Origin of the sequence: Bradyrhizobium sp. CB1717 (assembly GCF_029714325.1) — a bacterium.
GTDB lineage: Bacteria > Pseudomonadota > Alphaproteobacteria > Rhizobiales > Xanthobacteraceae > Bradyrhizobium.
Map to the genome: position 1 here is coordinate 6,994,555 of NZ_CP121666.1, position 14,170 is coordinate 7,008,724.

Consider the following 14,170-nt stretch of genomic DNA (forward strand, 5'->3'; position numbering starts at 1 on the left):
CGCTCGCTTGCTATCAGCCCTTCTCGGTCTTCCCAGTCCTCTGCATGAAGTCGAAATCGCAGCCCTCGTCGGCCTGCATGATAGTCTCGTTGAACAGCCAGGCGTAGCCGCGCCGCGCATCTTCGGGTGCAGCGGCTGGCTTCAAGGCGGTGCGCCGACGCTCCAGCTCGGCGGCGTCGACCAGCAGCTCGATGCTGCGCCTGGCAACATCGAGGCTGATCATGTCGCCGTTTTTCACCAGCGCCAGAGGCCCGCCAACAGCGGATTCCGGGGTGATGTGCAGCACGATGGTGCCGAAGGCGGTGCCGCTCATGCGCGCGTCGGAAATGCGCACCATGTCCTTGGTGCCGCCGCGCGCGAGCTTCTTCGGGATCGGCAGGTAGCCTGCCTCGGGCATGCCCGGCGCGCCTTTCGGGCCGGCATTGCGCAGCACCAGCACGTCGTCGGCAGTGACGTCGAGATCGGGATCGTCGACCCGCAAGGTCATGTCCTCGACGGATTCGAACACGACCGCGCGCCCGGTGTGCTGCAACAGTTTTGGGCTCGCGGCCGATTGCTTGATGACCGCACCGCGCGGGGCGAGATTGCCATGGAGGATGGCGAGGCCGCCTTCCTTCTTGATCGGATTGTCGCGCGGACGGATCGCGTCCTGGCCGGGTACGTCCTCGGCATTCGCGACGACGTCGCGCAGCGACTGGCCGGTGATGGTCTTCGCGTCGAGATCGATGAGATCGCCGAGCTGCGCCAGCAATTTCGGCACGCCGCCTGCGTGATGGAAATGCTCCATGTAGTGCTCGCCTGACGGCTTGAGGTCGACCAGCACTGGCACCTCGCGGCCGATCTGATCGAACGCTTCGAGGTCGAGCCGGTGCGGCGAGCGATGCGCCATCGCGGTCAGATGGATCAGGCCGTTGGTCGAGCCGCCGATCGCCTGGAGCACGACCTGTGCGTTCTTGAAAGATGCCGGCGTCAGAAATTCGCTCGGCTTCGGGCCCTTGGTCTTGGCCATCTCGGCGGCAACGCGGCCGCTGGCCTCGGCGAGGCGGAAGCGTTCGGCATGCGGCGCGGGAATCGTCGCGCTCATCGGCAGCGACAGGCCCATGGCTTCGATCATGCAAGCCATGGTCGAGGCCGTGCCCATCACCATGCAGGTGCCGACGGATGGCGCGAGGCGTCCGTTCACCGCCTCGATCTCAGCATCGTCCATCTCCCCGGCGCGATACTTGCCCCAGAGCCGGCGGCAGTCGGTGCAGGCGCCCAGCACCTCGCCCTTGTGATGGCCGACCACCATGGGACCGACGGGAATGACCACGGTCGGCAGATCGGCGCTGATCGCCGCCATGACCTGCGCCGGCAGCGTCTTGTCGCAGCCGCCGATCACGATCACCGCATCCATCGGCTGGGCCCGGATCATCTCCTCGGTGTCCATCGCCATCAGATTGCGCAGATACATCGAGGTCGGATGCGCAAAGCTCTCGGCGATCGAGATGGTCGGGAATACGAACGGCATCGCGCCCGACAGCATCACGCCGCGCTTGGCGGCTTCGATGATCTGCGGGACGTTGCCGTGGCAGGGATTGTAGTCGCTATAGGTGTTGGTGATGCCGACGATCGGACGCTCCAGCGCGTCGTCGGAATAGCCCATGGCCTTGATGAACGCCTTGCGCAGGAACAGCGAAAAGCCGGCATCGCCGTAGCTCGTCAGACCCTTGCGCAAACCACTCGTCATCATGCCACTCCTGAAGTTGCCATTGTCGTACAGCCTGCCCCCTGATTGTCAATAAGACAGGCGCCAGCATTGCCATTTTCCGGACCGCGGCACCGCCAAACGACCAGATTATTGACAATCCTCGCCTTCCCTGCTCCACAGTCGGGACCGGCTCGAGGCCGGGAGGCTGAGGGCATGTCCGACATACGCACCGCAGACGCCATGACGGTCCGGCGCGACGATCCGGACGACGTGGTCGCGCGGCTGGAGGAAGACATCATCTTCGGCCGCCTCGCGCCCGGCGCGCGCCTCACCGAGGACGCGTTGATGTCGCGCTACGGCACCTCCAGACACTTCGTGCGGCAGGCGCTGGTGGACGCGGAGCGGCGCGGCATCGTCCGCCGTGAGAAGAATGTCGGCGCCACCGTGCGGTTCTACTCGGCCGAGGAGGTGCGGCAGATCTACGAGGTCAGAGAGATGCTGACGCGGCAGGCCGCGCTGATGATCCCCCTGCCCGCACCGCAAGGCCTGATCGACGAGCTGAGCGCGCTGCAACGGCAATATTGCGCCAGGGCCGACGTGCAGGATTTGCGCGGCATCCACGAGGCCAACGACGCCTTCCACCTCGCGCTGTTCTCGGCCTGCGGCAATCCCTATCTGGTGCGTTCGCTCCAGGACTACATGAACCTGACGCTGCCGATGCGCGCAAAAAACCTCGCCGACCGCGAGGGTCTCGCGCAATCGCGCCGCCAGCACGAGCTGATGATCGAGCTGCTCAAAGGCCGCGACAGCTGGGCGCTGGCGCAGCTCTGCGTCGATCACATGCAGTTCAGCAAGTCGGATTATCTGGCGCGGATTGCCGGCGAGGCCGCGCGCTAGTCGGCGAACTTCTGCTGCAGGCATCCATCACGGAACGCCGCTGCCCCGGGCGCGTTGGAAGGCCAAGCACTGGCCTCGGTCTTGCTTCAGACGCGGTAGGTGGCGGTTTCTCGGAGCATGTCACCCCAAGGGAGACTGTCCGAGCGGGTTGAACAATGAGGGTCTGCGGAGCGATGCGGACCGGTTTGTTCATCGCATTAATTGCAGCGGCCTGGCTCGGCGGACAGGTCCAGGATTCTTTGGCGCAAAAGCGGCCGCCTGCTTCTCCGAGCGAATCCACGAAGGTGTCTCCGAGAAAGGAAGACACCCCCAAGAAGGAAACAGGACGATCTGCGGACCCGTATACGGTGGGATTCGTAACCGGATCGCCGCAATGCACTGAATTCGCGATCGCTCAGGACATTGCGACCACGCTCGCCGGCGGCCAGGAGACCGGTCCTCGTGGCCAGGTCGCATTGCGGGTCCTGCCAATCGTGGGAAACGGCGGTGTCCGCAACGTCCTTGATGTGCTCACCCTTGCGGGTGCCGACGTGGCGATCGCGCCCGTCGTCCTGGTCGACCGGCTCCGGGAGACAAAGACCTTCGGGGATATTTCTGACAGGCTGACCTACATTGTTCCGCTCCATATCGAGGAGTTCCATCTTCTCGCGCGGGCGGACATCAGAAGCCTGGCGGAGCTGTCGGGAAAGAGGGTCAATCTTGGGGACGAGGGCAGTGCCGGCGCCATTCTCGGCCGGGAAGTGTTGAACCATCTGGGCGTCAAGATCATCGAGTCGAGCCTGGGACCGGAGGCCGCGCTGGATGGTCTCAGGAAGGGAGATCTCTCCGCCGCTCTGCTGGTCTCGGGAAAACCGGTCAGCGTCCTGACGCAGGTCTCACAACTCGATCGTATTCACATCCTGCCGATCCCCTACTTCAAGGAGCTGCTGCAACAAGATTATCTGCCATCGACGCTCCGCCACAAGGACTACCCGAATTTGATCGCCGCCGAGGCGAGCGTCGACACGATTGCGATCAAATCAGCTCTCTTCGCCTACAACTGGCCGAGGGGCAACGAGCGGTTTCGGTTGCTGGAATTCTTCGTCCAGACATTGTTCACGCGCTTTCCCGAATTTCTGGGCGACGCCCATCACCCTAAATGGCGCGAGGTAAACCTGGCCGCGCAGCTCCCCGGATGGCGACGATTCCAACCGGCAGAGCGCTGGCTCCAGCAGCAATCGGGAGGCGAAGCCGCGCTTCGCAAGGCGTTCGGCCGGTTCCTCGAGGGAAAGCCAACCGCCGATCTACCCGACCACGAAGAATTGTTCCGGGATTTCCTGCGCTGGAGAGAACGCAATCCGGCCAAGTGAGCAAACTTTGGCAAACACAAAGCTCGGGAGTTGTCGATGCGCAAAGCCGTGGTGACGGCAGCCCTGGTTGCTTTGCTCGCCTTGATCGCCGATGTGAGGCGCCCCTCCGCCCAATTTGCTCCCTTCTGGCCACAAGCGCCACAGCTGCTCCCCCCGGCCGCCGCGCCACCGGCCGATGAGGTCAAGCAAACCAGGGCAGCCCCTCACCGAAAGAGCAAGGCGCACAGAAAGCACGAAGTCGTTCGGCCGCCGCCAAATCAGCGGGAGGTCGCGGAAAAAAACGGATACAAGCGGGTCAGCGATCTCGTGAACTTCCCGAAGTTCTTTCCAGGCCTCGGCATCATCTTCGTCAAGCCCGACACTTTGCCACTGGGGCCGTTCTTGAGCTTCGATCGCAGGGACCGTCTGGTCGCAACCGTGTACATGATCCCGAACAAGGACATCGACGATCACAAGACATTGGAGGCGGCCGGGTCAGCAGGACCAGTTGACCACGTCAGCCTCTACTTCAACCCGGGTCACCCCGGCGTGGATATGCCGCATTACCATGTGGTGCTCTGGCATGTGACCAAGAAGCAGGAAGCGCGCGTTGCAAAATGACGTACGACAGGAATGCGATCACGTCAGTGTCAGGACAGCCGATAATCTTCTGGTAGATGCCGCGCAATCACTCAACCGATTAACCGGTTGTTAGAGGACTCTATCTCAAATGGTTTCAGGAATACATAACAACCATGCCGGGTTCCATTTCCCGGAACAGTCCCATGAATGTACCTGGTTTCCTGATCGCAGTGGCCTTCGGCGGAGCATTCTTCGCCGCGGAGTATGTGTGGTACTACCAACCCGCTTTCCTCGACCCGGATGTCCTGCTCAGCACGTTCTCCTCGGAACATTCGAAAGCGCGCGCAGCCGTCAAACATGCGCTGATCGATCCGGACTCGGCCAAATTCAGCGCATTGCATTCGGTTGAGGCCGGCGCGGCGAGGTATGTTTGCGGCGGCGTCAAGGCGAGGGACAAGTCCGGCCAGTTCATCGATGTCGCTTTCGTCTACACCGTGGCCATTGATTTTGCCCGCATCGACGACGACGGACGGATCACGCATCAGCGTTCGGGATACAGACCGTGCCCCACGGAGGAGGACAAGGTCGCGCAGCAGCGGCCGGGTGTGTCACCCGGCGTGGCGGCGGTCGTCAAAACCGTTCAGAAGGTCGCCCCCGACGTGCAGACGTCGGTTGCCCCCGGCCTGACGAAGCCTGCCGCTTCAGCGGGCGGATCATCCGGCGGCACGATGGAGCAGCAGGTCCGCGAGCTCGCCGCCAAGACCGTTCCGCCTGATGCTGCAAATGGACAGGGGTCAAATCCGCCCGCGGCCCGTGGGGTCGCCAAGGAGAAGGAGAGTGAGTGGCGGGCCGATCGGCCTCCGGCCGCCTGGCCCACATTCCCTCCGGATCACGCATTGGCGCGATCCACCCGGAAACGAACTCCGTCCGAGGCACTGGCCCTGGCGAAAGACATCGAGGACCGCTGGAAGCAGGCGGAGTCATCGGCCAACATCTCGACGCGTCCTTCGCCGGAAGAGATCAACGAGGCCTGCCGCGCGCTGCTCACGATCGATTCCAAGGACGCCGACTATCCAAAAGCGTGGGCCGCCTTCACGCGGCTGCAAAAGATAAGTCAGGACATCGCCCGCGGCTGATGTCGCGCAAAATCCGTTCAGTACCGTCTCAGCAGGCCGCGCGCCACGCTGGTGTCGCCATGATCGGCGCAGGCCCGTGTCGGGTTCCTGATCAAGTCCGTCCGAACCTGCCGGAATGTTCTTCTGGCGGCCTCGGCCACCTCGGGGCGGAATTTTCCGGGATCATAGCTCTCGCCATCAAAGGCCTTGATGGCCGCAGCATAGGCGTCGATCATCGCCATCGCCGCATCGGGGCTGCCGAGAAGCCGGGCGCCGAGTTGAACGCTGCCCGAGCCATCGACCTCGTAGCCGGAGCATCGCTGCTCCAGCACCGCGGATGCGGTGACGAGCTGGTCGAGGAACGTCGCTTCGGCCTCGCTGAGGGTTGCGGCCTGCGCCGGCCCTGGCACGATCATCGCGAGCAGTGCGACAGCTGGCAGCCTGATGTTCATGCTCAGCCGATCATGTGCTCGATCAGGCGCGTCCCTGACGACCCATGACGAGGCCGTACAGAAACAGAAGGATGATGGCACCGACCACGCTTCCGATGAAGCCGGCGCCCTCACCGAACCGGTACCATCCCACGGCCTGACCGAGCCAGGTCGCAACGAAGGCGCCGATAATTCCCAGGACCGTCGTCAAGATGAACCCCTTGGGCTCGGACTTGTCGCCGGGCATGATGAACTTCGCGACCAGTCCGACGAGAAATCCGATGATGATCGTCCAAAGGATGCCCATGTCCATCGCTCCATTCGGTCAATTCGCACATCAACGTCTGAAGGAATGCGTGATTGATGGGCCAGACGATCCCCGAAATGACGTTGATCTAGATCAATGGGCAGAAGCGGCCGAGCCGAAAGCTGCAGTCCTCCCTTTCTTATGCGAAGGCGCTCAACGAGCCCCGCGGGGCCGGGCAAGGGTCAGGTGGTCTCAGTGAGAGAAAACGCGCGTGCCGGGAGTCCATGCCCGCGGGTTTCTGATGGGACTGGCCCCAATTTCCCAGCCCGCGCCACCCCACAGGGCGTCAACCACGCCGAGATCGCCCGTGCCGTCACGGACAAAGAAGAGGTTCGGAGCGGCGCTGGTCTGCAGCGCCCCGCTTTCGCCGTTGGCCTGCAGCTGCAGGAGACACCAGACATCGGCAAGCTTGCTCTCGGCGCGAGCGCCCAGCTCATCGACGATCTGCGCGGCATTTGCAGGATTGTTCAAGACATGAGTCTGCAGAGATGCGTCGTCCGTGGTTTCGACCTTGACGGCGAACCGGCGCGCGAAGGTCGCGCCGAGCCACGAAATCTTGACGCGCGCGGTCGGCGTAATGTCCTCCCTGAAATACTCGCTGGCAACGAAGGATTCGGGAACGGGGATCGCGGCCGTTGACGGGGGATCGAGGGGTTCACCAGGCTTGCGCTTGAGCGAGCATTCGATCTTCGTACGCGGAGCGAGTGACGCCGAGCTGCCGCTGTCGGCCTTCTTCTCGTCGGCGTACGCGCTGAAACCCGATGCCGCCAGAACAATCACGAGACATGGGTTGAGCGCTAAGCGGCGCATTGCTGTTGTCCTTGAATGACCGATTCAAGAACAAGGTAAACTGTAGATTGCAGCTGTAAATCGAGGATTAGGTTTCTGGTTAAGCTTAAAGCAAGGAACTTATTTGAGAGAAATGCGAGCTATCTGCGGAACCATGTGCGTCCAGCTGGCACAGCGCGTGATGCAGCACTTCAACCAGAAACCACGCGGCCGTTTTACCTGCCTGCCAGGCGCGCGATCGCCTGATTGGCCGGAGGAACCTGCGGGCCCGGTTCGGAGATCGGCTGCGGCGTGGCCCGGCAGCATCTTGCCTGTGCGCGCAGCGGATCGTTCCAGATCCAGCGCACGCTCCAGGCTGAATTGTGGGCGTACGCCGGGATGCGCCAGAACCAGATCGTTTCGTAGACACTGTCCCCGAAACGCTCCACGTCCGGGCGCGGCGTGGGCCAGGATACTGCCGCGACGAGGACGACGGTCAACACCGCGGCCCCTGAGAGAACCATCTTGCGCATCTTGCTTCCACAATCGCTAGAATGAAAAGGCGGTCACTTCCGCGACGCAATGCATAGAAGAAACGCTTCACGTGTTCCGACAATAGAACGCCTATTTCCGAAAACGGAAATCCGGAACTCTACGGTGTGAATACAGACGTTAGACGCAAGGGGCCGTTCAAAACCTCCGCCGTCATCGCGATCGTGCCCCTCTCCCGACCCCGCAAGCCGAGCCGGGAGGGCGCACCTGCGTTCGCGTCAAGCCTCAGCGCTTCTTCCAATCGATGATGCGGCATGGGTCGGCGTCGAACTCCATGCTGCAGAACGTACCGCCCTGGAAATAATCGCCGACCGGATCCGGCTTCAGCTTGGCCTGCTCGGCCATCGCGTGCTCGCGGAAATCCTCGGCGCGACCGGTGGGACGATAGCCGAACTCGTAGGCGCGGTGGTTGTCCCACCAGGCGCGCTCGTTGAGGGAGGCGCCGTAGAAGACCTCGAAATGGATGTCGGGATGCTCGAGCCCGATGCGGCAAAGCTGCACGAGGTCGTCGGGCTTGAGCCAGATCGCGAGCCGGCGCTGGTCCAGCGGCATGTCGCCGAAATTGCCGATGCGCAGGCAAGTCACCTTCAGCCCGTGCTTGTCGGCATAGAGCGCGCCGACCGCTTCGCCGAACACCTTGCTGACGCCGTAGCGCCCGTCGGGGCGCGGGGTGACGTCGGTGCCGATCTTGTGGTGACGCGGATAGAAGCCGACGGCGTGGTTCGACGAGGCGAACACCACGCGCTTGACGCCCTTGCGGTAGGCGGCCTCGAACAGATTGTAGCCGCCGATGATGTTGGCCTGGAGGATCTGATCCCAGGTACCTTCAACCGAATAGCCGCCGAAATGGATGATGCCGTCGACCCCCTCGCAGATCGCCTCGCATTGCGCGAGATCGGCGAGGTCTGCCGCCTTGAACTTCTCGTTCGCGCCGAGATCGGCCGGCGGCTTGATGTCGGAGAGCAGGAGATCCGGGTAGATCGGCGGCAGCAGTTTTCGCAGGCTCGTGCCGATTCCGCCCGAAGCTCCCGTCATCAAAATACGCGGCATGTTGTCCCTCGCCGTTGGTGATCGATTTGCGGTCACGTGTCTCTAATGATAGCAGCATTGTCCAGAGGGAACGAAACGAGAGAACCGACATGAATGAGGCATCGTCCCACCCCCAGGAGCGGCCAGGCTGGCAGCCGGCGAGCTACTATCCCGATCCTGCGATCAGGGCATTGGACCCACGCTTCGAAAAATACTGGCTGAAACTGTCGGCGGTGGAGCGGCTGGCGACCGGGCTGCGCTGGGCCGAGGGTCCGGTGTGGTTCGGCGACGGGCGCTATCTGCTCTGCAGCGACATCCCGAACCAGCGCATCATCAAATGGGAGGAGGAGACCGGCGCGGTCAGCGTCTTCCGCAAACCTTCCAATTTCGCCAATGGCAACACCAGGGATCGCCAGGGCCGGCTGATCACCTGCGAGCATGGCGGGCGGCGGATGGTGCGCACCGAATATGACGGCAGCATCACCGTGTTGATGGATCAATTCAACGGCAAGCGGTTGAACTCGCCGAACGATGTCGTTGTTAAATCGGACGGCTCAATCTGGTTCACCGATCCGACCTTCGGCCTGCTCGGCAATTACGAGGGCTACAAGGCCGAGCCCGAGATCGAGCCGAACGTCTACCGGCTCGATCCGGAGACCGGCAAGGCAACCATCGTCGCCGAAGGCGTGCTCGGGCCGAACGGGCTGTGCTTCTCGCCGGACGAGAAGATTCTGTACGTCGTGGAATCCCGCGGCGTGCCGAACCGAAAAATCCTCGCCTATGACGTTTCGCCCGAGGGCACCACGATTTCGAACAAGCGCGTCCACATCGATGCAGGTCCGGGCACGCCGGACGGCATGCGCTGCGACATCGACGGCAATCTCTGGTGCGGCTGGGGCATGGGCGATCCCGAGCTCGACGGCGTCGTGGTGTTCGCGCCCGACGGCGTCATGATCGGCCGCATCGCGCTGCCGGAGCGCTGCGCCAATCTCTGCTTCGGCGGCGTCAAGCGCAACCGCCTGTTCATGGCGGCGAGCCAGTCGATCTACGCGCTGTATGTGAACACGCAGGGGGCGTTGGGGGGATAGCGCTGCTTTCCCGTAGCCCGGGTGGAGCACAGCGTCATCCGGGAAAGTGTCCCCGCATTTCGCTTCGCTCCATGCGGGGTACGATTCTTTTCCCGCCGTGAGCACGGTCTCGTAGGGTGGGCAAAGCGAAAGCGTGCCCACCATTTCTTGCTCGTCGCGAGGTGGTGGGCACGTCGCTACGCTCCTTTGCCCACCCTACGAGGTCTCTCCTCCGTCATTGCGAGCGAAGCGAAGCAATCCAGAATCCCACCGCGGAGACAGTCTGGATTGCTTCGCTTCGCTCGCAATGACGGAAAATAAGAACGCCGGAGCGGTTGCCCGCTCCGGCGTCATTTTTGTTCACGCGATAGAGCTTACGCCGCGTTGAAGCCGGCCACGGCCTTCACTTCGAGGAAATCCTCGAGGCCGTACTTGCCCCACTCGCGGCCGTTGCCCGACTGCTTGTAGCCGCCGAACGGCGCGGTGCGGTCGTTGGGCACGCCCTGGAGGTTGACGTTGCCGGCGCGGATCTGGCGGCCGACGCGCTTGGCGTCCTCGACGGTCGCGCCCGAGACGTAACCGGCAAGACCGTACGGCGTGTCGTTGGCGATCTGCACGGCTTCGGCTTCGTCCTTGGCGCCGAGGATGGTCAGCACCGGTCCGAAGATCTCTTCGCGCGCGATCGTCATCTCGGGCGTGACGTCGGCGAAGATGGTCGGACGGACATAGAAGCCCTTGTTGACGCCCTCGGGCAGGCCCGGGCCGCCGGCAACGAGGGTTGCGCCCTCGTCGATGCCCTTCTTGATCAGCGCCTGGATCTTGTCCCACTGGCCGCGGTTGACGACCGGGCCGATGGTGGTGCCTTCGCCGCGGGGATCACCGGCCTTGGTCTTGTCGGCGACCGCCTTCGCGATCGCGGCGACCTCCTTCATCTTCGAGGCCGGCACGATCATGCGCGAGGGCGCGTTGCAGGACTGGCCGGAGTTGTTGAACATGTGCATCACGCCGCCGGTCACCGCCTTCGTGAGGTCGGCGCCGTCGAGGATGACGTTCGGCGACTTGCCGCCGAGCTCCTGGCTGACGCGCTTCACGGTCGGCGCGGCGCGCTTGGCCACATCGATGCCGGCGCGGGTCGAGCCGGTGAAGGAGATCATGTCGATATCGGGGTGCTCGCTCATGGCGGCGCCGACCTCGGGGCCGAGGCCGTTGACGAGGTTGAACACGCCCTTCGGCACGCCGGCTTCATGCAGGATTTCCGCGAAGATCAGCGCCGAGGTCGGCGTGAACTCCGAGGGCTTCAGGATCATGGTGCAGCCGGCCGCGAGCGCGGGCGCGACCTTGCAGGCGATCTGGTTGAGCGGCCAGTTCCAGGGCGTGATCATGCCGACCACGCCGACCGGCTCGCGCAGCACCATGGCGGTGCCGATCGGCTCCTCGAAATGATAGTTCTTGAGCACGTCGAGCGTGGTCATGAGATGGCCGAGGCCGGCACCGGCCTGCAGCTTCTCCGCCATCGGCAACGGGGCGCCCATCTCGTCGGAGACGGCGGCACCGATCTCCTTGAGACGGCCCTTGTAGACCTCGATGACTTTCGAGAGCAGCGCGACGCGCTCCTCGCGGCTGGTCTGGGAGAACGTTGCGAAGGCGCGCTTGGCGGCGGCAACGGCCTTGTCGACATCGGCCTTGGAGCCGAGCGCAACCTCGTACATCGCCTCTTCCGTCGCGGGATTGACCACGGCGGTGGACTTCTTGACGGCGGGATCGACCCAGGCGCCGTCGATGTAGAATTGCATGCGATTGACCATCGTTAACCTCTTCTTGGGGGCTTGGAGGGGGCGTTTCGGCAGGCATCCTTGCACGAAAGCGCCGGCAATTGAACCCGCCATATGCGGGGCCAGCGTTGCGGCGGACGGAGGTTATATGAGCCGATGGCGGGAACGAGGCAAGATGGCCATGAACGTCGACAACGGCGGGGCGTGCCCATGCGGCCGGTTACCCCGACTACACCGCCATCTTCCGATGCAGCACCGGCGCGCCGGTGGTGAGGCTTTCGGCCGCATCGATGATCGCATTCGCATCGATGCCGTAGTGGCGATAAAGGTCCGCGATGCTGCCGGTCTGGCCGAACTGCTCGACGCCGAGTGCCTCGACGCGATGGCCGCGGACGCTGCCGAGCCAGCCGAGCGCGGAGGGATGGCCGTCGATCACGGTCACGATGCCGCAGTCGCGCGGCAGCGGCGCCAGCAGTTTTTCGATGTGGCTGAGGTGCTGCACGCCGCGCCGGTCGCGCCGCAATTTCCGTGCGGCGGTCCAGCCCGCATGGAGGCGGTCGGCCGACGTGATCGCGAGCAGGCCGACGTCGCGGCGGCTTTCGCCGATGAAGCCGGTCGCCTCGATCGCCTCCGGCGCGACCGCGCCGGTATAGGCGATCACGACCTCGGCATTCGGGCCGGGCTTGCGCAGCCAATAGGCGCCGTCGGTGATGCCCTGCGCAAGCTCGCCCGTCACGATCCGCTGCGCCTGCTCGATGCTGCGCGTGGAGAGGCGCAGGTAAACGGAACCGCCCTCGCCCGGATTGCGCTGCATGTGGTCGAAGCCCCAGCCCATGATCACGGCGAGCTCGTCGACGAAGGCCGGCTCAAACGAGGCGAGCCCGTCCTGCGCCATGCCGATCAGGGGCGTCGCAATCGACTGGTGCGCGCCGCCTTCCGGTGCAAGCGTGATGCCTGAGGGCGTCGCCGCGACCATGAAGCGCGCATCCTGATAGCAGGCATAGTTCAGCGCATCGAGGCCGCGCTCGATGAAGGGGTCGTAGAGCGTGCCGACCGGCAACAGCCGCGCGCCGTTGATCTGGTGCGACAGGCCGAGCGCGGAGAGCATGATGAACAGGTTCATCTCGGCAATGCCGAGCTCGAGATGCTGGCCCTTGGGCGAGGCGTCCCAGTTGTAGGTCGAGGGAATTTTCTCGCTGCGGAATAAGTCCGCCTTCTCGGCGCGCGCGAACAGTCCGCGGCGATTCACCCAGGGACCGAGATTGGTCGAGACGGTGACATCAGGCGAGGTCGTGACGATACGTTTTGCCAGCTCGCTATCGCCGCGGGCGATCTCGTTCAGCACGAGGCCAAAACCCTGCTGGGTCGACATCTGCGGCGACGGCTTGAAGCTGAGCTGCGCGGGCACCTCGATGACAGGCGCGGTCAGCCGGCGGCCGTCCTGGTTGAACGGCACGTTTGCAAGGAAGGCATCCAGTTCGGCGGCGGATTGCGCGAGCCCCTCGTACTTGTCCCATTCGTGCCCGGGACGGATGTTCTGGCTGTCGCGATATTTCTCCATCTGCGCGACCGTCATCAGGCCGGCGTGGTTGTCCTTGTGTCCCTGGAACGGTAGGCCGACGCCCTTGATGGTGTAGGCGATGAAGCAGACCGGGCGGTCGTGATCGATGGATTCGAACGCCTCCAGCATGCTCTCCATGTCGTGACCGCCGAGATTCGACATCAGCGCCAGCAGCTCCTCGTCGCTGCGCTTGTCGATCAGCTTGGTGATCGGCCCTTGATCGCCGATCTCGTCGTGCAGATGTTTTCTGAAGGCCGCACCGCCCTGGAAGCACAGCGCCGCGTAGAGCGCGTTCGGGCAATTGTCGATCCAGCGCTTCAGCGCCTCGCCGCCGGGCTCGGCAAAGGCCTCGCGCATCAGCCGGCCGTATTTCACGATGACGACGTCCCAGCCGAAATTGCGGAACATGGTCTCGAACTTTTCCCACAGCCCTTCGCGCACGACGGCATCGAGCGACTGGCGGTTATAGTCGACCACCCACCAGGTGTTGCGCAGGCCGTGCTTCCACCCTTCTGCCAGGGCCTCGAAAATGTTGCCCTCGTCCATCTCGGCATCGCCGACGAGGGCAATCATCCGCCCTTCGCGGCGGTCCTTCATCCAGCCATGCGCCTTGACGTAGTCTTGCACCAGCGAAGCGAACAGCGTCTGCGCGACGCCGAGGCCGACCGAGCCGGTCGAGAAATCGACGTCATCGACGTCCTTGGTGCGCGAGGGATAGGACTGCGCGCCCTTGAAGCCGCGAAAGTTCTCGAGCTTCTCGCGGCTCTGCCGGCCGAACAGATACTGGATGGCGTGGAACACCGGGCTCGCATGCGGCTTCACCGCGACGCGGTCCTCGGGCCGCAGCACATGGAAATACAGCGCCGACATGATGGTCGCGAGCGAGGCGGACGAGGCCTGGTGTCCCCCGACCTTGAGACCGTCCGCATTGGGGCGGATGTGATTGGCGTGGTGGATGGTCCAGGACGACAGCCACAGCGCCTTGCGGCTGAGAGCGGTCAACGTGTCGAGGCGGGCGGAATCGACGGGCATGGCAATGCGCTCCCGGAAACAGGTTCTGACGATGATACG

The 14,170-nt window shown here is 63.7% G+C and carries 13 protein-coding genes; 5 read left to right on the forward strand and 8 right to left on the reverse strand.

What is annotated here, in order from left to right; genetic code table 11:
• Window positions 1-13: 13 nt before the first annotated feature.
• Window positions 14-1,729, reverse strand: coding sequence for an IlvD/Edd family dehydratase (locus QA649_RS32680; RefSeq protein ID WP_283020821.1), 1,716 nt, complete (start codon window positions 1,727-1,729; stop codon window positions 14-16).
• Between the two features lie 174 nt (window positions 1,730-1,903).
• On the opposite strand from QA649_RS32680, the gene QA649_RS32685 reads away from it, so the two are divergent.
• From QA649_RS32685 to QA649_RS32700, 4 genes are all read left to right on the forward strand, one after another.
• Entirely contained in the window at window positions 1,904-2,587 is a 684-nt protein-coding gene (locus tag QA649_RS32685) for a GntR family transcriptional regulator (protein ID WP_283020822.1), read from the forward strand.
• A gap of 173 nt (window positions 2,588-2,760) precedes the next feature.
• Window positions 2,761-3,936, forward strand: a complete 1,176-nt coding sequence (locus tag QA649_RS32690; RefSeq protein WP_283020823.1) for a TAXI family TRAP transporter solute-binding subunit — start codon at window positions 2,761-2,763, stop codon at window positions 3,934-3,936.
• A 36-nt stretch (window positions 3,937-3,972) separates the two neighbouring features.
• Entirely contained in the window at window positions 3,973-4,536 is a 564-nt protein-coding gene (locus tag QA649_RS32695) for a hypothetical protein (protein WP_283020824.1), read from the forward strand.
• Between the two features lie 164 nt (window positions 4,537-4,700).
• Window positions 4,701-5,633, forward strand: a complete 933-nt coding sequence (locus QA649_RS32700; protein ID WP_283026152.1) for a hypothetical protein — start codon at window positions 4,701-4,703, stop codon at window positions 5,631-5,633.
• Window positions 5,634-5,650: 17 nt separating this feature from the next.
• Here the strand turns inward: QA649_RS32700 and QA649_RS32705 are convergent, their stop codons facing one another.
• From QA649_RS32705 to QA649_RS32725, 5 genes are all read right to left on the reverse strand, one after another.
• The gene (locus QA649_RS32705; protein ID WP_283020825.1) at window positions 5,651-6,064 is read right to left on the reverse strand and encodes a hypothetical protein; all 414 of its coding nucleotides are present in this window, start codon (window positions 6,062-6,064) and stop codon (window positions 5,651-5,653) included.
• Window positions 6,065-6,086: 22 nt separating this feature from the next.
• Window positions 6,087-6,350 (reverse strand): GlsB/YeaQ/YmgE family stress response membrane protein, encoded by a 264-nt coding sequence (locus QA649_RS32710; protein ID WP_283020826.1) that lies wholly within the window; start codon window positions 6,348-6,350, stop codon window positions 6,087-6,089.
• A 192-nt stretch (window positions 6,351-6,542) separates the two neighbouring features.
• On the reverse strand, window positions 6,543-7,160 hold the full coding sequence (locus tag QA649_RS32715) for a hypothetical protein (protein WP_283020827.1): 618 nt from the start codon (window positions 7,158-7,160) through the stop codon (window positions 6,543-6,545).
• A 194-nt stretch (window positions 7,161-7,354) separates the two neighbouring features.
• Window positions 7,355-7,651, reverse strand: a complete 297-nt coding sequence (locus QA649_RS32720; protein ID WP_283020828.1) for a hypothetical protein — start codon at window positions 7,649-7,651, stop codon at window positions 7,355-7,357.
• A gap of 244 nt (window positions 7,652-7,895) precedes the next feature.
• A complete protein-coding gene (locus QA649_RS32725) occupies window positions 7,896-8,720 on the reverse strand; it encodes an NAD(P)-dependent oxidoreductase (RefSeq protein ID WP_283020829.1) in 825 nt (274 codons plus the stop codon).
• Window positions 8,721-8,809: 89 nt separating this feature from the next.
• Between QA649_RS32725 and QA649_RS32730 the strand changes: the two genes are divergently transcribed.
• On the forward strand, window positions 8,810-9,787 hold the full coding sequence (locus QA649_RS32730) for an SMP-30/gluconolactonase/LRE family protein (protein ID WP_283020830.1): 978 nt from the start codon (window positions 8,810-8,812) through the stop codon (window positions 9,785-9,787).
• 353 nt (window positions 9,788-10,140) lie between these two features.
• On the opposite strand, the gene QA649_RS32735 is transcribed toward QA649_RS32730, so the two are convergent.
• The gene (locus QA649_RS32735) at window positions 10,141-11,571 is read right to left on the reverse strand and encodes an aldehyde dehydrogenase family protein (protein ID WP_283020831.1); all 1,431 of its coding nucleotides are present in this window, start codon (window positions 11,569-11,571) and stop codon (window positions 10,141-10,143) included.
• Between the two features lie 196 nt (window positions 11,572-11,767).
• On the reverse strand, window positions 11,768-14,131 hold the full coding sequence (locus QA649_RS32740) for a transketolase (protein ID WP_283020832.1): 2,364 nt from the start codon (window positions 14,129-14,131) through the stop codon (window positions 11,768-11,770).
• Window positions 14,132-14,170 lie beyond the last annotated feature (39 nt).

What these genes read in the sequence shown, in the direction of transcription:
- QA649_RS32705 (WP_283020825.1), bottom strand. Translation starts at nt 6,064, where the DNA reads ATGAACATCAGGCTGCCAGCTGTCGCACTGCTCGCGATGATCGTGCCA.
- QA649_RS32710 (WP_283020826.1), bottom strand. Translation starts at nt 6,350, where the DNA reads ATGGGCATCCTTTGGACGATCATCATCGGATTTCTCGTCGGACTGGTC.
- QA649_RS32690 (WP_283020823.1), top strand. Translation starts at nt 2,761, where the DNA reads ATGCGGACCGGTTTGTTCATCGCATTAATTGCAGCGGCCTGGCTCGGC.
- QA649_RS32720 (WP_283020828.1), bottom strand. Translation starts at nt 7,651, where the DNA reads ATGCGCAAGATGGTTCTCTCAGGGGCCGCGGTGTTGACCGTCGTCCTC.
- QA649_RS32725 (WP_283020829.1), bottom strand. Translation starts at nt 8,720, where the DNA reads ATGCCGCGTATTTTGATGACGGGAGCTTCGGGCGGAATCGGCACGAGC.
- QA649_RS32695 (WP_283020824.1), top strand. Translation starts at nt 3,973, where the DNA reads ATGCGCAAAGCCGTGGTGACGGCAGCCCTGGTTGCTTTGCTCGCCTTG.
- QA649_RS32700 (WP_283026152.1), top strand. Translation starts at nt 4,701, where the DNA reads ATGAATGTACCTGGTTTCCTGATCGCAGTGGCCTTCGGCGGAGCATTC.
- QA649_RS32730 (WP_283020830.1), top strand. Translation starts at nt 8,810, where the DNA reads ATGAATGAGGCATCGTCCCACCCCCAGGAGCGGCCAGGCTGGCAGCCG.
- QA649_RS32735 (WP_283020831.1), bottom strand. Translation starts at nt 11,571, where the DNA reads ATGGTCAATCGCATGCAATTCTACATCGACGGCGCCTGGGTCGATCCC.
- QA649_RS32680 (WP_283020821.1), bottom strand. Translation starts at nt 1,729, where the DNA reads ATGACGAGTGGTTTGCGCAAGGGTCTGACGAGCTACGGCGATGCCGGC.
- QA649_RS32715 (WP_283020827.1), bottom strand. Translation starts at nt 7,160, where the DNA reads ATGCGCCGCTTAGCGCTCAACCCATGTCTCGTGATTGTTCTGGCGGCA.
- QA649_RS32685 (WP_283020822.1), top strand. Translation starts at nt 1,904, where the DNA reads ATGTCCGACATACGCACCGCAGACGCCATGACGGTCCGGCGCGACGAT.
- QA649_RS32740 (WP_283020832.1), bottom strand. Translation starts at nt 14,131, where the DNA reads ATGCCCGTCGATTCCGCCCGCCTCGACACGTTGACCGCTCTCAGCCGC.